Raw genomic sequence first — 20,394 nt, 5'->3', positions numbered from 1 at the left:
ATGCCACAATGTGACTTGAAGAGAGCGCATATTCTACTGTGAAATGCCATAATCAGCTAGATGGAAAATGGTTTTCTTGGCGCGTTTCGGCAGTAAAACTTCCGAATGTTGATTTAAAGCCTCTATTTCAGATCAATGTATTCAAGATTCGTGCTTTAAATTGCACAAAGCACTCTCACTGTGGAAATTACTGAATGATTGATGCTGTTTTTATTTTCTATGCCATCTGTTTACACACAGATGCTCTAAAGATCAGGACATGACGCTCAACTTCCGCCTTGCTCAATATCAACTAATCAAAGCACCTCAAATTCAATACGTCGATTTTTCTTACGTCCTTGTGGCGTTGTATTGTCTGCGACAGGCTGATTAGAACCTTGACCTTCGGTGCTTAAATGCGTTATCGCAATACCTTTATCGATCAAATAATTTTTTACCGCGCCTGCACGTGATTGGCTTAACACTATATTTTTATGCGCATCGCCCGAACTGTCTGTATGTCCAACAATTTTCACTTTTTTGGTGCCAACTTGCTTCAATGCCACAACCATTTCATCCAGAATTTTTTGACCTGCATCAGTTAAAATCGCACTACCCGATTCAAACTCAATAATCCTGTTTTTGAGCGTAGCATCCAGCATCTTTTGTTCATACTGATTCCCTGAAAGCTGCGTGTTTAAACGATAAGGCTGCTGTACCAAAGCCTGAAAGTTTGCTGTCGTAGCTTGAATTTGATGAGCAGCACTCACCTTTCCTATCAAATCAATTTGAGTCCCTTTCACACGTAACTGCCCTTGCGAAATCTTTTTTAAATCCGCTGTAATCATACGCGAAACTGAGTCATCCCAACCATTCGGTGCAACAACTGCACGGACTTGAATTTTATCTAGTACCTGCGTTTCACCATACACAGCTTGCATTTTCGCCAAAATAGCTTGTTTACTTGCTTCGTTTGGCACCACACCTTCTATAACAATGGGCGCTGCATAGATCAAATGACTTTGGACTAAAAAACACAAGCCAATAAGTAGACTTACGCGAATACGTTTTTGATTATTTTTCATATTTATTTATCTAAAAAAGTTTGCCTAAACAGCTTCAAGGCTTGGTTAAGATTTAACTGCCGCTGACAAAGTAATTGTTCCAATGTTGCAAGACCTGCATTTTGTTCTAAATAAGCATCAATCCAAGTGGCTTGAATTAAAGAAACCCAATGTTCACCCTGCATATTTTGAATAAATAGATCGCGCAGCGTCATGACATCAGCCCCCTGAAAATCAATGATCAAAATGGGTGCCTCAAAATGTAGTATCCCCAGCAAAATTTCAGTATGATGCGCGCCTAAAAATCGCCCGATCATGCCCATCCAAAATGCTGCGATTTCAAAGCAATATCGCGGATGATTCAGCGGTAAAATCATCACTTTGTTTAAACGACGAGTGCCATTTTTGAGGACGGGTTGCAGTAAAAGTCCCAACCCAATCATACTCTGAGCCAAGTCATTGACACTGATTTTCAATAATTGTGCCAATGAATGCGTGCTGTGTTTTTCATAAAAGTCTTGGTATTCTTCTGCACTCAAAAGTTGAACCCTATTCGGCAATTGATTCAACAGTTCAAATGACATATTGGGATCACGGATATTGCTTAAGACCTGATTGCGTTGCAATAAATCAGTCCAAATAGCTTTGTAAAAAAACGGCACAAATAATAACTTTTGACTCGGCTGTTCGACCTCAAACAACTGCCCCAGTAGCATTGGAAATGCCCGCCCCGAGCTATCTTGGCTCGCCTTTAAATTAACAGCTAAAAACATTGGTTCTGCTGGATGGGCAATCAAAAAATCTAAAGCAGGCAAAGTTGCATAACGCTGTTTAAAATCTGCGCTCTGCATGGCATGTTCCAGTGCATTACTAATCCACTGATCGAGCTGCTGAATGAGTTCCGATTGCCCTTTAGACTTTATAAAATCACCACGGGCAGGTATTTTTCCATAATATAAAGGTACGGTTTTTACTGCTTGCATACCCACCACGCCTTTTGCCAAGTGTTATTTCTCTTGATCATTGCGGAACGCCTCCCACTTGTGCAGACATTGTAGTTTTAGACTGCGTAGCCGCTGTTTGTGCGGGACTCATTGCTGTCGTTTGTGCAGCAACCACAAGAAGTGCTTTGGTCGTGGTGACTTGATCGACCAACTGCAACCCCACATAACCACGACTTGAACCAATATTGCCCGAGCTATGTCCGCTAATGAGTCGGAAATTCACTTTTAAAGATAAAGATGGTTCCGTTTTACTGACCCAAGTCATTTCAAAGTGACCGTTTTGCTCTTTGCGCTGTGCAGCATCAATTAAACGGTTAATGCCATATTCGCCCGGTGCTTCAAAAATAGTATGCGACTGACCGTTTAAATCGACTGCACTAATACGCACGCCGGGAATTGCGCCTGGATTGGGCCACACAAAGTTGACCCATTGTTGAATTCCATTTTCAAACTGCATTCGCTGACCATCAATATCGATGCTATACGATAAAAATTGTGGGTGCTGTAATGGATAAAATTGGAAATTGGATTGATTTGAAACAGCAGATGTTGCAGGCTGATCTAAACGTCCTGTTGCCATACCATGAATTGGCGCAACATATTGCGGAAATGCCATCACAAACTGAGGATTTAAATTTAAGCCTAAATCTTTCCATGTTTTTGAAGTTAAGACATAACCACGACGAATCAACAACGGATCTAAAGTGTCTTTGACAAAGCCAGCAATACTTCCTGTTTCACCAAAAATTTGTCCCATTTCCTGACTGGTTGCCTGTAAAGTCCCCCCTGAATGAAATGGATATTTCTGACCTAAATGTGTTGCAAACGGTTGATAGGCTTGAATACGCCCTAATTTATTAATTTCATCTTGTGTCGGTACAATTAAACTTGCAAAAGATTGAGTTAGCGGTGTCATCAACAGTTTTTGTAATAATTGTTGGTCAGCCTCTTTTAAACCCACCATCATTTTTTCATCGACATATTTTTGCGTTGTATTAAAGACCGAGTTTTGATCATGGATGGTTTGTTTGAACAATGCCATTGCACTTGGTCCAATTTCCCCTGCCGTTTGAAGATCATTTAACTTGCTGTGCACCTGTGCAAGGTTGTTCATATACACATCAAACAGAGATTGATCCTGTAAATCGTCACGTTTACGCAGCAGTTGATAAAACATTTGGTATTCTTGAGAAATCGCACCTTGCGCTTTTAGAGCTGCCTGCGCTGCAGCTTTGTCATTAGATTGACGCAGCACTTTGTCTTTAAACCACGCCATAAATCCTTGTTCAGGCACAGCAAGTTCAGCTTGCACAATTGGATTATCCCAATTGGTTTCCACTGCAATACGTTGCAATAACTTGCGAATTGGCGAGTTTTGCGGCTCTCCCAACAAATCAAGCTGTTTCACTTGCTGGCTGAACTGATCTGTTTTGGCATAGTGAATACCATTTAGGAATTTCTTCCATTCACTTACATATTCTTGCTGATACAAGCTCAGCAATTGTTTACGGATTTGTTCAGGACTTCCTGAAAAAGTCAGATCATCTGACTGACGGCTATTGAGTACCCAATCTTTGCTGTCCGTTGGCTGATTGGCTGCCTGATCAATTGCTTGTTCGACATATTCACTCCACGCCTGCTGCGTAAAAATGCCAGGCAAAGCATGACTGCCTAAAACAATGCGACTGTGTTGCTCCCCCACAATTTGACTGACTGTTAGCGCAGGAAAACGTACTGCTGCACGCATTTTTATTTCGTTATATACCCGATCTCGTGCAGGCATTCCCTGAATGACCGACAACAGCACTTGACGAGTTTGATCGACCATTTGTGCATCACTTTCCAGTACAGGAAAATCGTCCTGATGAGCGAGTGTCATGGCATAAGACAGGATTTTTTCTGCCTGCTGAATCATGTCAGTACGTGGCATTTCCCCAAGATGAGCATCCAACCAAGTGCGCCAAAAACGTGAAATCTGATCACTTAAATGACTGTTCTCCCGATATTCAGGATTCGTCAGCATTAAATAAGCCTTTAACGCATTATAAGCATCTTGCGGATTTTGCACGGAAGGCTCTAAATATGGTTGAGTTTTCGCAACTTGCTGCGTTTTTGCATGTATATGATGCGCTTTGAGTGTTGCCGCATCTTGTTGGACACGCTGTAAATATTGCGCGATATTTTGCTGCGTTGGCAACAATACAATCTGCTGAACACCTTTTAGATATTCAACTTTGAGCTGTTCGCGTAACTGCTTGCCCTGATATAAGCCAAAACTGAACTTAAGTGGACGTTGTTCGGAAAATCCATCCAACTGTTGCAGTCGCGCTTGTAAAATTAATAAGCTTTCCAATTGCGTGGATAAAACCTGCCCAGAAGTTTTTTCCAAACGTACAACTTGATCTAAATCTGCCTGAACATCGGCAATGAGTTGTTGATTATGGCGATATGACCATACCCAAACACTGAGCAACAATCCAACACCAAGCAATGCAGCAGTAAATGCCATATAACGCTGACGTTTTTTCGCAGGATTAATATGTTGTTTCACCAAATGCTGATCTCGCAAAATCACATTGGAAAACAGACCTTGTAAAAAATAGCCATGATTTGGGGCAATCGAACTTTTTTCTTCGTCCTGAAAAGGACTTGCAATCTGCTGCAGTTGAAATTCTTGTGCGATACTTTCTGTCATCGGGCTTTCGATGCTGCCTTCCTGTAACGCACTGGTAAAGTAAAAACCTCGAAAAACAGGTTGGAATTGATACGGATTATCTTCAAATAAAGTCCCAATAAAACTTTTTAATGCTGGCTTTAAGGTTTTAAATTCCATCGGGTGAGAGTTATCGTTTGAAGGATAAAAAAAGAATAGGGATTCAGCCACAGGTTGAAACTTAATACGAGATCAAAGGGGTCAGTTTTAAATTGCCGTTGACAGAGTTCTTGAAAGGCTGGCAGGGCTATCTAGTCTGTGATGATTACAGTGGTTATAAAGCACGCTTCAAATCAGGCCAGGTCATTGAGGTGGGCTGCATGGCCCATGCACGTCGTAAATTCCATGAACTGCATGTAACTGGGAAAAGTCAGGTCGCTGAACAGGCCTTAGTGCTGATTCAGAAACTGTATGCGATAGAAGCAGAACTCAGGAAAAAGACCGATGGTACAGCGGAAGACCGCCGCGAATACCGACAACAGCATAGTCAACCAGTGATGCAACAACTATATGAATGGCTCAACCAACATCATCTGACAGTGCCATCGAGTTCTCCCACCGCCAAGGCCATCAATTACACTCTGAAGCGTTGGCCAGCTTTAAGCCGCTATTTGGGTGATGGCAATCTACCGATATGCAACAATTGGGTAGAGGTGCGACACGAAGTCGCTTAATGAAGTTGTTCCCCCTGCGGGAACCACCCGTGTCACCGGGTGAATCTAGAAGGCTGAATAAAGAGCGCCTTCGACAATGTAACGAGGCACCGTAAGGTGCGGGGTATCAATCGTGAGAGGCGTACTCTTCTGGCAGCCATAGCCGGACAAGGGCTAGATAATCGGTATGGTGAACACATGTGAATCTGCGCAACGATCGTTAAATTGAACGAGCGGAAATGGCTAATACGCTCGAACCAAAACGGTAATGGAGGTGGGAATCGCGTCTTTCTACTACGCATTCGTGACCCATACGCCTCCCGGTCGATAGCAGGCACCTAAGCCGATGTACTTCAGTAAGCGGAACGTGGAAATCCCGTATTACCCCCATTGGGAAAGCAGTTTGCAAAAACTGCCCATGGTGATGCGGGCGAAGGAACGAGGAAAAAGCGAATGCCAGTCTGTAATGGGTTGGATAGAGGTTGAAACATTACCTCACGCGAAAGCGGGCTGACGTCCTTATGGTCTCTCATCACAAGAGAGTGTGTAGAACCCTTTTAATGGAGGGAGAGCAAATGAACGCAGCAGTATCAGCGTGTGCGCCTTCCAGCACATCGTGGGACAGCATCGATTGGATTGCTGTACAGCGTCATGTCAGAGGGCTGCAAGCGCGTATTGTGAAGGCGGTACAAGACGGCAGGTATAACAAGGCGAAAGCTCTGCAATGGCTGCTGACTCACTCGTTTAGTGGCAAAGCATTGGCCGTAAAACGAGTGTCTGAAAACAAAGGCAAAAACACGGCTGGGGTCGACAAGGTGACTTGGAATACACCCAAGGCCAAGACCGGTGCGATGATGTCGTTGAAGAGGCGAGGTTACACGCCCCTTCCGCTTCGGAGAGTCCTTATTCCGAAGAAAAATGGCAAGATGAGACCTCTCGGGATACCCACGATGAAATGCCGGGCCATGCAGGCGCTCCATCTGCTGGCTTTGGAACCCATCGCGGAGACCACCGCTGATCGGAACTCTTATGGATTCAGACCACAACGCTCAACCGCGGATGCTGCAGCACAGTGCTTTGGTGTGCTGTCAAGAAAAGTAAGTGCGGAGTGGGTGCTAGAGGGTGACATTCAAGGCTGTTTCGACAATATCAGCCATGACTGGATGATCGCCAACCTCCCAATGGACAAGGTGATTCTACGGAAATGGCTCAAAGCCGGTTACGTCTACCAAAGCAAGCTGTTTCCCAGTCTTTCCGGAACACCGCAAGGAGGTATTATCTCCCCGGTGTTGGCCAACATGACCTTGGACGGACTGGAAACGATGCTGGCGAAGAGGTTCCCTAACGCCAAATGGACAGGCAAAAAGCTGCAACTGGTACGGTATGCGGATGATTTCATCATCACGGGGTATTCTAAAGAGTGGCTCGAAAATGAAGTTCGCCCTGCCGTGGTTGAATTTCTGGCGGAGCGCGGTCTCGTGCTCTCTCAGGAAAAGACCAAAATCACGCACATAGGGAACGGGTTCGATTTTCTTGGGTGGAACGTACGCAAGTACAATGGCAAGCTACTGATCAAGCCGTCAAAGGCAAACATCAGTGCTCATCTCGATAAGCTGCGAGCATTAATCAATGCAAACAAAGCGACACGACAGGCCACTTTGATCGGTTTGCTCAACCCTATTCTAAGGGGTTGGGCCAACTATCATAGTTATGTCGTTGCCAAGAAGGTTTTCAACCAGGTAGACAGCGCAGTGTGGGAAATGCTCTGGCGATGGGCGGTACGTCGCCACCCTCGCAAAACACTCCGATGGGTCAAAGATCGGTATTTCAAAGTACAAGGAGCGCGTCGATGGGTGTTCTCATGTGATGAACAGTCCGCTGATGGTCGGAAGCGACAATACACATTAGTGTCTGCCTCGGACACGCCAATTGTGCGACATATCAAGATCAAGGCTGCTGCTAACCCTCATGACCCCGCATGGGATGAGTACTTCGAATCCCGATGGGGTAAAAGAATGCTGGTCTCCGCAAAGGGGCGAGCCAAGCTGTATCGGGTGTGGCTAAAACAAGGTGGTCGCTGCTGCGCCTGTCTTAAACCAGTCACCAAAGATACACCATGGCACAGCCGTCATATTGTGAAGCTAAGTCATGGTGGAACGGATGCAGTTGCTAATCTTGAGATTTACCATCTGTATTGTCCAAGGAGTGTTCAATTTGCCAATGTCAACGATGTATAACCGGGTGCCGAATGGCGCCTTAGCAGAGGCTTGAGCCGTGTGCTGGGAAACTCGCATGCACGGTTCTTAGGGGGTTGGACGTAGGTAACTGCGTCTGACTACCCGACAATCAGATGCGTCCCTGGGCGTTGGGGCGCAAGAACTGGCTGTTTGCAGGTTCGCTGCGCAGTGGTCAGCGAGCGGCGAATATCATGACTTTAATCCAGTCAGCAAAGCTGAATGGCTTGGATCCGTATGCCTATTTAAGTGATGTGCTGAAAAGGCTGCCGACACATAAAGTGACCCAAATTGAAGAATTGCTGCCGCACCGCTGGAAACCTGAATCGAATTAAAAAAAGCTATGGGGTTCAGCGGATGCTTACTGTACTGAAAAGGCTGCCGACGCATAAAGCGACCCAAATAGAAGAATTACTGCCACATCGCTGGAAATCCAACTCAAATTAAAAAATAGGCATGGGGTTCAGCGGACGCTTACATTTAATTTTTCTAGCCCGTTGAAAAGCATTACAATTGATCGCCATTTGTTCAATATTTGAAGGAAGTACTTGTAATAACTGTTGAAAATGAATCATGATACGCCACGGTAGTTGTGTTTTGTGTTAGCGCATTAATAAATACAACCACCTTTTTTATTTTTCAAGCGATAATTATAATATATTTCAACAATTTAAGCCTTAAGTTGGCGCGTATGCCATCATGGGTCTTATGCACCTTGTTCTTCATATCATAAAATTTTTCATCGGTGCCATAGAGATCAATAGCTACATACTTCAAAAGCCCTTCCCAATTAAAAGAGTTATTTAAATATCGAAGACTTAGACCAGTACCCACAAATAAAACTGGGTGATTCTTGTAACTACTAACAAACTCAAAAATGTCCATAACTTAACTTCTAAATTGTTGTTCTGAAGATAAGCACATCTTATATATTAGAAACAATTCAAGCAATTTGATAATTAGTATTTCAAAATTAAATATTTTTTGCTTACTACAGGCTTACGTTGCATAACCCTAGAAACAACAAAGCCCTGAATATGTCAGGGCTAAGTCATTGATATTTGGCGGAAGCGGTGAGATTCGAACTCACGGAGGACTCGCGCCCTCGTCGGTTTTCAAGACCGGTGCATTAAACCGCTCTGCCACGCTTCCATGTGGGCCATGATACGAAGCTTTTGATTTGATGACAAGTAAAAAATACCACTCAAGCACTCAAGTGAATATTGTTTCACCAAATCAGCGCTAAAGTTCATCAAAACAACAGCATAGCCACCTCACTTTTTAAAGTTTAGCAGCCAATTCAGCCCCTTCACGAATCGCACGTTTTGCATCTAACTCTGCAGCAAGCTTTGCACCACCAATAATATGATAGTTAGCCAAAGTATTTTCATCTGCCGCAGGCATTAAATCTTTAACCGACTCCTGCCCTGCACAGACTACAATGCTATCTACACGTAACAATTGGTCTTGACCTGCCATTTCAATCCACAAGCCTTCATTGCTGATGGCTTTATATTGCACACCACGTAGCATACGCACCGCATGTTTTTTCAACTGTGCACGATGTACCCATCCTGAAGTTTTACCCAAACCTGCACCTAAAGCTGTCGTCTTACGTTGCAATAAATAAATTTCACGGACTGGGGGATGAACTTCTGGAGCAAGCATACCACCTTCAGTCACATAGTTAGGATTCGGATCGACTCCCCACTCACGCTGCCAATCTGCCAAAGGCTGCGGTTGTGGCTGATGTTCAGGTTTCAGTAAAAACTCCGACACATCAAAACCGATACCGCCTGCACCAATCACAGCGACTTTTTGTCCAACAGGTGCACCACGTAATACTTCTGCATAAGACAATACTTGCGGTGCATCGCTGCCTTCAATTTTTAAAGCACGTGGTACTACACCTGTTGCAATGACCACTTCATCAAAACCTTCACGTTCGAGTTGCTCGCGGTTGACTTTGGTATTTAAACGCAAATCGACCCCAGTTTTTTCAATTTGCACTTTAAAGTAGCGAATGGTTTCGTGAAATTCTTCTTTGCCCGGCACGACTTTTGCCAAGTTGAATTGACCGCCCACTTCGTTGCTGGCTTCAAATAAAGTCACATGGTGCCCACGACTAGCAGCAACTGTAGCAGCAGACATTCCCGCAACACCACCACCGACAACTGCAATACGCTTCGGTTGCTTGGTTTTTTCATAGACCAATTCAGTTTCATAGGCTGCACGCGGATTGACCAAACAAGTCGCACGCTGATTTTTAAAGGTATGATCTAAACACGCTTGGTTACAGGCAATACAGGTGTTAATTTCATTGACACGATTGGTCGCAGTTTTATTGACCCAAAACGCATCTGCCAACAATGGTCGTGCCATTTGAATCATATCAGCTTTACCCGCTGCCAATATTTCTTCTGCAGTATCAGGCATATTAATACGGTTGGATGCAATTACAGGAATCTCAACGTGTTTTTTCACTTCTGCGGTGTAATCAACAAAAGCTGCGCGTGGCACAGAAGTCACGATGGTTGGAATGCGCGCTTCATGCCAGCCAATCCCTGTATTGAGCAAGTTCACACCCGCATGCTCTAAGGCTTTGGCAACGGTAATCACTTCGTGCATGGTATTGCCATCGTGGACTAAATCCAGCATCGACAAGCGGAAGCAGATAATAAATTTTTCACCCACTTCGGCGCGAATGGCTTTGACTACTTTTAAAGCAAAACGCATACGGTTTTCAATCGTACCGCCCCATTGGTCTTCACGCTGATTCACATGACGGCTTAAAAACTGATTCAGTAAATAGCCTTCCGAACCCATAATTTCGACACCATCGTAGCCTGCCATTTTGGCTAAACTAGCTGTTTTCGCATAATCTTCAATGGTATTTAAAATTTGTCTTTCACTCATTTTACGTGGTTTAAATGGTGAAATTGGAGATTTAATCGGACTTGCAGACACCACAAATGGTTGATAACCATAGCGTCCTGAATGCAGAATTTGCATTAAAATTTTCGCACCATGCTTATGTACGGCATGTGTCACTAATCGATGTGGTGCAACATCGCCCAATGTATTCATAGTACCGCCCGCAGGCAATAACCAGCCTTGACGGTTAGGTGAAATACCACCTGTAATAATTAAACCCACGCCACCTTTGGCACGTTCGCCAAAATAAGCAGCCAGTTTTGGATAATTATAAAAACGATCTTCCAAACCCGTGTGCATTGAACCCATCACGACACGGTTTTTAATGGTGGTAAATCCTAAATGTAATGGTTTTAGAATATTTGCATAGCGAGTTGTCATGATGAGTCCTTATATAATGAGCTTTGCAACTTGTTGCATGAATACTTTAACCGATTTTTATAAACTGTTTATGACTCTAAAGTTCGACTGTGTGGCGCAAACGTCAATTTATAGGGTCTGTTGACACTTCTTCTATGTTTGCGACGTGAGAGATATATCTCGCAAGGTTTTTTAGCTGATATAAGGCATGAGGCAGGAAATTTAATCATTCTAAATGACTGACTCATAACGCAATAGCAGCAAAAAATATGCTTGTCCCCTTGCGCAGCAAACAAAGCAGTGCTTTGTTCTTGCTCATGTGGCTAAAACTTTCTCAGATTGCGTTATGAAACTTGGCAATAGACCCTAACTATTCTTGATATAAACTTGATATAAATCCGCCCAAAAGTAAAAGTGATTTTATTCTGCACCATCCCAATTGCAGGTTTTGATCTTCAACATCTATACCAAGTTTGCCATTTCTAAATGAAAATTTAAGCCTGAACCTGATTTTTTTATCAAATGCGCTTTTTTAACGAAAACAAGCATTTTAAAGAGTGCTATAATTTGCAGTTTAGAATTCTCCTTGGCCACCAAATGTGGTGCCTATTTTAAAAAAGTTAGGACTAGCAATGACTGATAATGCAACTATCTTGCAGAATGTACCAGTAGGCAAAAAAGTCGGTATCGCCTTTTCTGGTGGTCTAGATACTTCAGCTGCTTTATTGTGGATGAAGCAAAAAGGCGCTGAACCATATGCGTATACCGCAAACTTGGGTCAGCCAGATGAAGATGACTATGATGCCATTCCAAAGAAAGCCGAAGAATACGGTGCGGTAAAAGCAGTCTTGGTTGACTGCCGTATGCAGTTGGCTTTGGAAGGTATTGCTGCCATTCAATGTGGTGCATTCCATATCAGCACAGGCGGTATACCTTACTTTAACACCACCCCGCTTGGTCGTGCAGTAACAGGTACAATGCTAGTGACTGCCATGAAAGAAGATGACGTAAACATCTGGGGTGATGGTTCAACCTATAAAGGTAACGATATTGAGCGTTTCTATCGTTATGGTTTATTGACTAATCCTGCGCTTAAAATTTATAAGCCGTGGTTAGACCAAACCTTTATTGATGAATTAGGCGGTCGTGCGGAAATGTCACAATTCCTTATCGACAATGGTTTTGACTATAAAATGTCAAAAGAAAAAGCTTATTCAACTGACTCAAACATGCTAGGTGCAACACACGAAGCGAAAGACCTTGAGTACCTAGATGCTGGCATCAAAATCGTTGATCCAATCATGGGCGTGGCGTTCTGGAAAGATGACGTTGAAGTTAAAGCCGAAGAAGTGTCGGTTACCTTTGAAGAAGGTATGCCAGTTGCATTGAACGGTCAGCGTATTGAAAACCCTGTTGAGCTGATTCTTGAAGCGAACCGTATTGGTGGTCGTCATGGTTTGGGGATGTCTGACCAAATCGAAAACCGTATTATTGAAGCAAAATCTCGCGGTATTTATGAAGCACCAGGCATGGCGTTATTGCACATTGCTTATGAGCGTTTGGTTACGGGTATTCACAACGAAGATACGATTGAACAATACCGCATTAACGGTTTACGTTTAGGTCGTTTATTGTATCAAGGTCGTTGGTTCGATTCTCAAGCGTTAATGTTACGTGAAACTGCGCAGCGTTGGGTGGCTAAAGCAATTACTGGTACAGTGACTTTAGAATTACGTCGTGGTAATGACTATACCATTATGAACACTGAATCTCCGAACCTCACTTATGAAGCTGAGCGTTTAACTATGGAGAAAGGTGATTCAATGTTTACGCCAATGGATCGTATTGGTCAGTTAACTATGCGTAACCTAGACATTACCGATACACGCGCTAAATTGGGTCTTTATACCAATTCTGGCTTATTGTCGATTGGTTCAGGTTCTGCAGTGCCACAATTGAAAGACAAAAACAAATAATCACTTGGTGATGATTTTGTGAAATCGAAAGCCGCTCAAATTGAGCGGCTTTTTTATGTTTGTTTAAACATGAGGACTAAACAATTCATACTAAATGAAAGCTGCAATAGAAAAATTTACAGCACTTCTTCCACCTGCAAAGTGTGGTAATAAATTTGATTACGTCCCAACTGTTTCGCACGGTACAAGGCTTGGTCTGCACGTTGTAAGAAATCGCTTTTAAAAATGTCCGCCTCACCTTTATAGACGGTAAAGCCCAAACTGATGGTGACATTACTGTCAACCAAAGATTGACTATGTGGAATCGCTAAACGCTCAACCGCTTTAAAAATATTGGAAGCCACAGCATACGCACCATGCGCATCGGTTTCTGGCAATAACACCACAAATTCTTCACCACCATAACGCGCAACAAAATCCATGTGACGAATTGAGTCTTTAATGGATTTGGCAATCGCTGAAATGACTTCATCTCCCTTTTGATGCCCATAATGATCGTTATATTTTTTAAAAAAATCGACATCGATAAAGAGTAAAGACAATGGCACTTCATCATGCCGTGCCTGTTCGAAATAGCTGTCCAGCATTTCATCAAAAGTACGTCTGTTGGATACTTTAGTCAGCGCGTCATGCTGACTTAAATGCAACAATTCTTCAGCATGAATACGGTTAATTTTTTCACTAAGTCGGGCTTGGTGCATGACCAAAAAAATCATCCGCTCACGGGTACACAGCATTTTACTGATTAAAAAACCCACTACCGTACTGCCAACCAACACCCGCCCCATCACCATCACATCAATTGGAATATACAAGGTTAATAGCATAATCATGGCAACCACAGCCGCCATTAACCCAGTCAGCAGCATGTGAAACGGCTTCACCCCCGTCAGTACAAAACCCATAATATAAATCATGCTGATGATCATCATGGCTTGGTGTCTAAACACTTCGGTATGCACCGTCATGGTCAGCCAGGTCATCGACACAATGGCCCAAAAAATCATAGCCATGGCGGCATAGGCATAATACGGGCGCAAAATTTTATAATGGGCAAAAAAGAACAGGGTCAGTAAGCAAAACGCGCCATTGACCAAGCCTAGTAAAGAGTGGATAAAATCGTGTTTAAAAAAATTACGATCAATAATCCAATAATCCCCAGTAATCATCAGCACGGTGATAATAAAGTAGATGAGTACGCCCGACCAAAAATATTGGTTAATGTTGTGCCGAGCTTGTTCAAGATGCTGTTGCCAAAACTCAACTTCCAGTTGTTTCGGAAAAACCTGCCCCGCACGTTTACGTTGACGTTTAATCAACTCTTCATTTTTTTCTTTGTCGTACTGTAGCTTGGCTAACTTATATTTGTATTCCATGGATGCTTTAAATTCCATTTAATCACGATTGTTGCACAGCAAAACTGTAACAACCTGAATATAATTTTTTTAGTGGTTTAAAAATAACACAATGTCGAAACAATTAATTCAGGCATTTCTATTTTTTATGGCTTTCGACGTTACCATTTTAACATTTATAGATTATCATCTGTTTTATTTTTCAGACTGGCAGCGCCTTGAATACGATTACTCTTATCCAGCCAGATGACTGGCATGCTCATTTACGTGATGGTTTAGCACTACAACGTACTGTTCCCGATCTTGCCAAGCAATTTTCACGCGCAATTTGTATGCCTAACCTTGTTCCACCAGTAAAAACGGTAGAAGAAGCGGAAGCGTATCGTGAACGCATCATGGCACACGTCCCTGAAGGTGTAAATTTTGATCCGCGTATGGTGTTGTATTTTACCGATCAAACCTCTCCCGAAGAAGTCAAGAAAATTAAAGCCTCTGCGCATGTGAATGCCATTAAACTTTACCCTGCTGGCGCGACCACCAATTCAGACAATGGGGTGAGCGACATTCGTAAAGTATATGCGGTGATTGAGCAACTTGAAGAACAACAAGTGCCATTATTACTGCACGGCGAAGTCACGCACAATCATGTCGATATTTTTGACCGTGAAAAACGTTTCTTAGATGAAGTGCTTTCACCATTATTACAACAATTTCCAAACTTAAAATTGGTGCTTGAACACATTACGACCTCTGAAGCAGCGCAATTTGTTTTAGAACAAGGCCGTAATGTCGCAGCAACCATTACCCCACAACATTTATTATTTAACCGTAATGATATGTTAGTAGGTGGCGTAAAACCGCATTTCTATTGTTTGCCTATTTTAAAGCGTCAAACCCATCAACAAACCTTATTAGAAGTCGCAACTAGCGGAAATCCTAAATTTTTCTTAGGGACAGATAGCGCACCGCACTCAAAAAATGCCAAAGAAAATGCATGTGGCTGTGCAGGCTGCTATAGTGCGCCTACGGCAATTGAGCTTTATGCACAAGCTTTTGATCAAGTTGGACGTATTGACCGCTTAGAAGGCTTTGCAAGCTTCTTTGGTGCAGATTTTTATGGTTTGCCGCGTAATACCAACACCATTACTTTGGTGAAAGAAGAGCAAATCATTCCAACCAGTTTAGACTACTTGGATGGTGAACAAATTATTCCGTTATATGCGGGTAAAACCATTCAATGGAGAAAAGTGTGACAGATACAACTTTGCCCGTGATGGGGCAACGTTTTCGTGGTTTTTTGCCTGTGGTGGTCGATGTGGAAACCGCAGGCTTTAATGCCCAAACCGATGCTTTGTTGGAAATTGCTGCCATTCCAATTATTTATGATGCGGATGGCAAATTTGTACCAGGTGAAGCGTATCATGCGCATATCAACCCGTTTGAAGGGGCAAATTTAGACCGTCGTTCGTTGGACTTTATTGGGATTGATCCTTTCAACCCTATGCGTATGGCTATGGCTGAAGATGAAAAAACCGCATTAAAACGGATTTTCAAATCAGTCAATGAAGTGCGTCGCCAACAGAATTGTACCCATGCCATTTTGGTCGGTCACAATGCGCATTTCGATTTAGGCTTTGTACAAGCAGCCATTGCCCGCACAGGCACGAAAAACCAAAACCCATTCCACAGCTTTTCAGTGTTTGATACAGTGACTTTAAGTGCGGTGATGTTTGGTCAAACGGTGCTGGCAAAATCATGCATTCAGGCAGGTATTGAGTTTGATGGCAAAGAAGCTCATTCAGCTTTATACGATACGCAAAAAACTGCAGAGCTGTTTTGTTTTATTCTAAATAAACTTGCGCCGCACATGGTAGAGAACTTACTCAACACAGATCAATAATACGATTTGTACTCGAACATTGAGATGTTTACAGGATGACAGACTGCGTTTGTCGTCCTGTTTTCTTTTTAGTGTTGTGGTTTTGATTCGTGCTTTTCAACCACAAGACTGAGCATCAAAATGATTTTTACTGCGAATCAGCTTTTATGCATGCAGTCTTTTGAGCTGGCTTTGGTTATAATGGCAATATTCCAATTTGTGTTATTGATTCTGCCATGTTGAAAAAAATTGTCTTGGTTTTGGTCATTCTCGCGCCTTCTGCGTTGTATCTTTATATTGTGAATCGTGAGCCTGCTCAACCTAAACCAAGCACTCAACCCGCAGCCACACAAACAACAACCACTGAAAAGCAATATCAAACCCCTGATCATTAAAATGATGCACCGTATTCAAATTTACATGCACTGATTTATTTTTAAAGATGTATTATTTTTTAAGCAAATAACAAATCGTGCGGCAGTTTTTTTAGATTCAGGTTTGACACTGTCGCTAAAAATTCATAATATACGCATCACCTCGCAACGTCCCTATCGTCTAGAGGCCTAGGACATCGCCCTTTCACGGCGGTAACCGGGGTTCGAATCCCCGTAGGGACGCCATTTATCGTGCTATACGATCATTTCTAATCCAAATTTATTATTTCAAGATTGCAGATTTGTAGTTTTTCTCTACAATACTTCGCTTCATTTCATTTTTTCTCCTATCACTTATGCCGTCATCGAATCATCAAAATGATGCTGTGCATCAAGGCAATACTATGCCTTTAAAACGTGCGATGAGCACTCGACATTTGGTTATGATTTCACTGGGCGGTGCTATTGGCACAGGTCTATTTTTAGGCTCAGGTGAAGTCATTGCACAAACAGGCCCCGTTGGCGCCATCATCGCTTATATTTTTGGTGGTTTAATTGCCTATATGGTGATGCTGTGTTTGGGCGAGCTTGCCGTACACATGCCTGTTTCAGGTTCATTTGGGGCATACGCCAAACGGTATATTGGACCTGGCACGGGCTATACCATCACTTGGTTATATTGGCTCACGTGGTCGGTCACTTTAGGCACAGAATTTACCGCCGCTGCGTTGCTAATGCAGGAATGGTTCCCGCATATTTCCATGTGGATTTGGACACTGATTTTTGGTGGCGTTGTATTTGGTTTGAATATGATTTCCACGCGCTTGTTTGCAGAATCTGAGTTTTGGCTATCTTTGGTCAAAGTCGTGACTGTCATTGCCTTTATCGTTTTGGGTTTAATGGCAATTTTAGGTGCTGTGTCTTATCAAGGTTATACCTCTGCACCTTTATTTAGCAATTTAACCGCACAAGGTTGGTTTCCTGAAGGGCTATTCCCTATTTTTGCCACCATGTTAATTGTTAATTTCGCCTTTTCAGGTACAGAGTTGATTGGTGTTGCCGCAGGTGAAACCAAAGACCCTGCCAAAAACGTGCCTAAAGCAATCAATACCGCAATTTTCCGTCTGTTGATTTTCTTTGTAGGTACCATTGTGGTGATTAGTGCCTTGCTACCACATCAGGCTGCAGGTTTGGCTGCAGAAGGTGTAAGCAGCAGTCCTTTTGTAACGGTGTTTAATCAGATTGGTATTCCTTATGCGGAAGATATTATTCGTTTTGTGATTATCACAGCGTTACTCTCTGCAGCGAACTCAGGTTTATTTGCAGCTTCACGAATGATGTGGTCGCTCTCACACCAAAAGCAATTACCACAGATTTTTTCTAAGGTGAATGCGCGTGGTATTCCTTATATTGCAGTCATGGTCACCATGCTCGGTGCAATGCCAGGTTTATTGTCTGAACAATTTGCGCCTGAAACCATCTTTAAAAACCTCTTGGGTGTGGCTGCATTTACCATGGTCGTGGTCTGGATGAGCATTTGTTTAAGCCAGTTTAACTTCCGTCGCCAATGGTATAAACAAGGTAAAACCGTGCAGGACTTAGGTTTTGCTGCACCGCTATTTCCAATAGTGCCTATTTTAGGTTTTGTGTTCTGTTTTATTACTTGCTTAAGTATGGTGTTTGACCCTGAAATGCTGGCAGGTTTTATTGGCTGTATGATTTTTATTGTGTTGTGCTATCTCAGTTATTACATGATTTATCACAAAAAATCATAATGCTTTTTTAGCGATGATGTAAAACAATAGGGGCGATCTTCGGATTGCCTTGTTTTTTGAGTTGTGTTGATTAGCAATGAATACTGCAAAATACAAAGAAAATCATGCTGCTCTAATAAATGTGTCCATTTAAAAATAACTTGAAAAGCATGATTTTTACCGCTTCAAACGTATCACGACAGCAGAATAGTTTTAATTTTATTCAGTTGAACATTTTTTTCAGAATTATTGCAGAAAAGCGTTTGACACCCCCCCTTATACGCCCTATTATACGCCCACCTCTGAAACGTCCCTATCGTCTAGAGGCCTAGGACATCGCCCTTTCACGGCGGTAACCGGGGTTCGAATCCCCGTAGGGACGCCAATTTCAGAAGTAGATATTTTTTTAAGTCCCTATCGTCTAGAGGCCTAGGACATCGCCCTTTCACGGCGGTAACCGGGGTTCGAATCCCCGTAGGGACGCCAATATTCTCAACAACTGCATTGGTTGTTACATGGTTTAAAAATATAAACTTCTATTTGTCCCTATCGTCTAGAGGCCTAGGACATCGCCCTTTCACGGCGGTAACCGGGGTTCGAATCCCCGTAGGGACGCCATATTCGAGATGTTTACATCTCAACAAAAAGCCCAATCAATATGACTTGGGCTTTTTGCTATCTAACGCATTAGTTTTATATTTCAATCTGTGCGGACTGATTCAAAAACCATAGTTTAAGCTTTGAATCCGTCCACTGAGGTTTGAAAAATACGAATCAAGCTGATTTACGTGAGTTGACCTGTCCTTTAATCACCGCAGTTAAATTGCCTTTTAAATATTTGAAAAAGACTTTTAAAGGCGAGAGTTTCGGGTTTGGACGCTTGCCTTGTGCAATTGCTTTGAACTGCGCGGCATACCAAATAATTTCCATAATTGCCATTTTATCAATCATCGGGATACCAGTTTTAATTTTATCGACCCCGTAACGTACATCTTGACCCGCCAACAAACGGTTGGCTAAATCGGTTTCTACCGCAAATGGTCGGGCGATCCCAATAAAGTCACATGCACCACTGTCCAAAGCAGCATTCATGGCAACTACCGTTCTAAAACCACCTGTCACCATTAAGTGGCATTTCACCTGACTGCGAATCAATTCCGCAAAAGATAAAAAATAGGCTTCACGGGCAATGGTACTTGGTTTACGTTTATCAGCTTTAGAGCCTGCCATCGCGGGTGCTTCATAAGTACCACCTGAAATTTCAATCATATCTATACCTGCTTCATCCATGGCTTTAAACACGCTAATCACTTCTTCTTCAGTGATGCCGCCACGTTGAAAATCTGCAGAGTTTAGTTTGACTGATACAATAAAATTGTCTGAGGTCGCTGCACGTACCGCTTGATAAATTTGCATCAAAAAGCGCATACGGTTTTCAATATTGCCGCCCCATTGGTCTTGGCGTTTATTGGTCAGTGGCGATAAAAACTGGCTGATCAAATAGCCATGCGCACCATGCAGTTGAATCCCTTCAAAGCCCGCTTGCTCACAAATCTGTGCAGCTTTGGCAAAACGCTGAATAATATCGAGGATTTCATCTTCATGTAGTTCACGTGGTGTACCAAAACTCAAAGCTAAACTTGGACTAAAAGGCACAGCCGAAGGTGCAACCGTTTCTTTATTCAAACCTTTCGGACATTGCCGCCCAGGATGTGACAACTGTACCAATTGCACCATGCCATAACGTTTACCAACTTCTGCCCACTGTTTGAGCTTTTCTATATCTCGGTCTGATTCAATTCCCACAACACCCGGTTCATTTTTGGCACGTAAATCGACCATTACGTTGCCAGTGATGGCACAGCCCAAACCACCTTTTGCCCATGCTTCATATAGACCTAAATGCAGGCTATTCGGCTGCCCTGCCGTGTTGGCAAGCGCCTCACTCATCGCGCCTTTAATGATGCGATTTTTAAACATGGTATTACGAATCTGAATTGTTTCGGCAAGATGGCTCATACACTGTTCCGTATTGTGTTTTATTGGTCTTTTTTACTCTAAAGATTTTTCGGAACAGGTCAATGCCATTTTGACAAATCTTATTGTCAAAATGGT

11 protein-coding genes, 5 tRNA genes and 3 pseudogenes are annotated in these 20,394 nt (G+C 42.8%); 12 read left to right on the top strand and 7 right to left on the bottom strand.

Going from position 1 to position 20,394, the window contains the following annotated elements; translation table 11 throughout:
- Positions 1 to 296 precede the first annotated feature (296 nt).
- From FTU35_RS02765 to FTU35_RS02755, 3 genes and pseudogenes are all read right to left on the bottom strand, one after another.
- The gene (locus FTU35_RS02765) at positions 297 to 1,064 is read right to left on the bottom strand and encodes an OmpA family protein (RefSeq protein ID WP_180064477.1); all 768 of its coding nucleotides are present in this window, start codon (positions 1,062 to 1,064) and stop codon (positions 297 to 299) included.
- Between the two features lie 2 nt (positions 1,065 to 1,066).
- Entirely contained in the window at positions 1,067 to 2,026 is a 960-nt protein-coding gene (gene tagF, locus FTU35_RS02760; protein WP_180064476.1) for a type VI secretion system-associated protein TagF, read from the bottom strand.
- 37 nt (positions 2,027 to 2,063) lie between these two features.
- Positions 2,064 to 4,883 (bottom strand): annotated as a pseudogene (locus FTU35_RS02755) (ImcF-related family protein); the annotation flags it as partial.
- Between the two features lie 101 nt (positions 4,884 to 4,984).
- On the opposite strand from FTU35_RS02755, the pseudogene FTU35_RS02745 reads away from it, so the two are divergent.
- The 3 genes and pseudogenes from FTU35_RS02745 to FTU35_RS02735 form a co-directional block, all read left to right on the top strand.
- Positions 4,985 to 5,413, top strand: a pseudogene (locus FTU35_RS02745) (IS66 family transposase); the annotation flags it as partial.
- Between the two features lie 575 nt (positions 5,414 to 5,988).
- On the top strand, positions 5,989 to 7,650 hold the full coding sequence (ltrA, locus tag FTU35_RS02740) for a group II intron reverse transcriptase/maturase (RefSeq protein WP_096902630.1): 1,662 nt from the start codon (positions 5,989 to 5,991) through the stop codon (positions 7,648 to 7,650).
- A 104-nt stretch (positions 7,651 to 7,754) separates the two neighbouring features.
- A pseudogene (locus FTU35_RS02735) lies at positions 7,755 to 7,982 on the top strand (transposase domain-containing protein); the annotation flags it as partial.
- A 727-nt stretch (positions 7,983 to 8,709) separates the two neighbouring features.
- On the opposite strand, the gene FTU35_RS02730 reads toward FTU35_RS02735, so the two are convergent.
- Together FTU35_RS02730 and FTU35_RS02725 are read right to left on the bottom strand one after the other, a co-directional pair.
- A tRNA-Ser gene (locus tag FTU35_RS02730) sits at positions 8,710 to 8,799 on the bottom strand.
- Between the two features lie 129 nt (positions 8,800 to 8,928).
- Positions 8,929 to 10,962, bottom strand: a complete 2,034-nt coding sequence (locus FTU35_RS02725; RefSeq protein WP_180064475.1) for an NADPH-dependent 2,4-dienoyl-CoA reductase — start codon at positions 10,960 to 10,962, stop codon at positions 8,929 to 8,931.
- 611 nt (positions 10,963 to 11,573) lie between these two features.
- Here FTU35_RS02725 and argG point away from each other — a divergent pair.
- The gene (gene argG / locus FTU35_RS02720; RefSeq protein ID WP_179988925.1) at positions 11,574 to 12,917 is read left to right on the top strand and encodes an argininosuccinate synthase; all 1,344 of its coding nucleotides are present in this window, start codon (positions 11,574 to 11,576) and stop codon (positions 12,915 to 12,917) included.
- A gap of 116 nt (positions 12,918 to 13,033) precedes the next feature.
- On the opposite strand, the gene FTU35_RS02715 is transcribed toward argG, so the two are convergent.
- Positions 13,034 to 14,293: a GGDEF domain-containing protein gene (locus FTU35_RS02715; protein ID WP_096902183.1), complete on the bottom strand. Its 1,260-nt coding sequence runs from the start codon at positions 14,291 to 14,293 to the stop codon at positions 13,034 to 13,036.
- Between the two features lie 197 nt (positions 14,294 to 14,490).
- On the opposite strand from FTU35_RS02715, the gene pyrC reads away from it, so the two are divergent.
- The 8 genes from pyrC (at position 14,491) to FTU35_RS02675 (ending at position 18,897) form a co-directional block, all read left to right on the top strand.
- A complete protein-coding gene (pyrC, locus tag FTU35_RS02710) occupies positions 14,491 to 15,525 on the top strand; it encodes a dihydroorotase (protein WP_004972678.1) in 1,035 nt (344 codons plus the stop codon).
- Complete coding sequence (gene rnt / locus FTU35_RS02705; RefSeq protein ID WP_096902181.1) at positions 15,510 to 16,172, top strand: ribonuclease T; 663 nt, start codon at positions 15,510 to 15,512, stop codon at positions 16,170 to 16,172. The genes pyrC and rnt overlap by 16 nt, the downstream gene beginning before the upstream one ends.
- Before the next feature lie 215 nt (positions 16,173 to 16,387).
- Positions 16,388 to 16,546 (top strand): hypothetical protein, encoded by a 159-nt coding sequence (locus FTU35_RS02700; protein WP_004972674.1) that lies wholly within the window; start codon positions 16,388 to 16,390, stop codon positions 16,544 to 16,546.
- A gap of 149 nt (positions 16,547 to 16,695) precedes the next feature.
- A tRNA-Glu gene (locus FTU35_RS02695) sits at positions 16,696 to 16,771 on the top strand.
- A gap of 110 nt (positions 16,772 to 16,881) precedes the next feature.
- Positions 16,882 to 18,300: an amino acid permease gene (locus FTU35_RS02690; protein WP_180064474.1), complete on the top strand. Its 1,419-nt coding sequence runs from the start codon at positions 16,882 to 16,884 to the stop codon at positions 18,298 to 18,300.
- Positions 18,301 to 18,588: 288 nt separating this feature from the next.
- A tRNA-Glu gene (locus FTU35_RS02685) sits at positions 18,589 to 18,664 on the top strand.
- Positions 18,665 to 18,689: 25 nt separating this feature from the next.
- Positions 18,690 to 18,765, top strand: a tRNA-Glu gene (locus tag FTU35_RS02680).
- Between the two features lie 56 nt (positions 18,766 to 18,821).
- Positions 18,822 to 18,897: transfer RNA gene (locus FTU35_RS02675), tRNA-Glu, on the top strand.
- Positions 18,898 to 19,053: 156 nt separating this feature from the next.
- Here the strand turns inward: FTU35_RS02675 and FTU35_RS02670 are convergent.
- Positions 19,054 to 20,298, bottom strand: a complete 1,245-nt coding sequence (locus FTU35_RS02670; RefSeq protein ID WP_004972669.1) for an NADH:flavin oxidoreductase/NADH oxidase family protein — start codon at positions 20,296 to 20,298, stop codon at positions 19,054 to 19,056.
- Positions 20,299 to 20,394 lie beyond the last annotated feature (96 nt).

This window comes from Acinetobacter sp. YH12095 (assembly GCF_013419245.1).
Lineage (GTDB): Bacteria > Pseudomonadota > Gammaproteobacteria > Pseudomonadales > Moraxellaceae > Acinetobacter > Acinetobacter towneri.
The sequence above is the reverse complement of the archived record's forward strand: the minus strand, read 5'-3'. Positions and strand labels throughout refer to the sequence as shown.

What these genes read in the sequence shown, in the direction of transcription:
- FTU35_RS02765 (WP_180064477.1), bottom strand. Translation starts at nt 1,064, where the DNA reads ATGAAAAATAATCAAAAACGTATTCGCGTAAGTCTACTTATTGGCTTG.
- tagF (WP_180064476.1), bottom strand. Translation starts at nt 2,026, where the DNA reads ATGCAAGCAGTAAAAACCGTACCTTTATATTATGGAAAAATACCTGCC.
- ltrA (WP_096902630.1), top strand. Translation starts at nt 5,989, where the DNA reads ATGAACGCAGCAGTATCAGCGTGTGCGCCTTCCAGCACATCGTGGGAC.
- FTU35_RS02725 (WP_180064475.1), bottom strand. Translation starts at nt 10,962, where the DNA reads ATGACAACTCGCTATGCAAATATTCTAAAACCATTACATTTAGGATTT.
- argG (WP_179988925.1), top strand. Translation starts at nt 11,574, where the DNA reads ATGACTGATAATGCAACTATCTTGCAGAATGTACCAGTAGGCAAAAAA.
- FTU35_RS02715 (WP_096902183.1), bottom strand. Translation starts at nt 14,293, where the DNA reads ATGGAATACAAATATAAGTTAGCCAAGCTACAGTACGACAAAGAAAAA.
- rnt (WP_096902181.1), top strand. Translation starts at nt 15,510, where the DNA reads ATGGAGAAAAGTGTGACAGATACAACTTTGCCCGTGATGGGGCAACGT.
- FTU35_RS02700 (WP_004972674.1), top strand. Translation starts at nt 16,388, where the DNA reads ATGTTGAAAAAAATTGTCTTGGTTTTGGTCATTCTCGCGCCTTCTGCG.
- FTU35_RS02690 (WP_180064474.1), top strand. Translation starts at nt 16,882, where the DNA reads ATGCCGTCATCGAATCATCAAAATGATGCTGTGCATCAAGGCAATACT.
- FTU35_RS02670 (WP_004972669.1), bottom strand. Translation starts at nt 20,298, where the DNA reads ATGAGCCATCTTGCCGAAACAATTCAGATTCGTAATACCATGTTTAAA.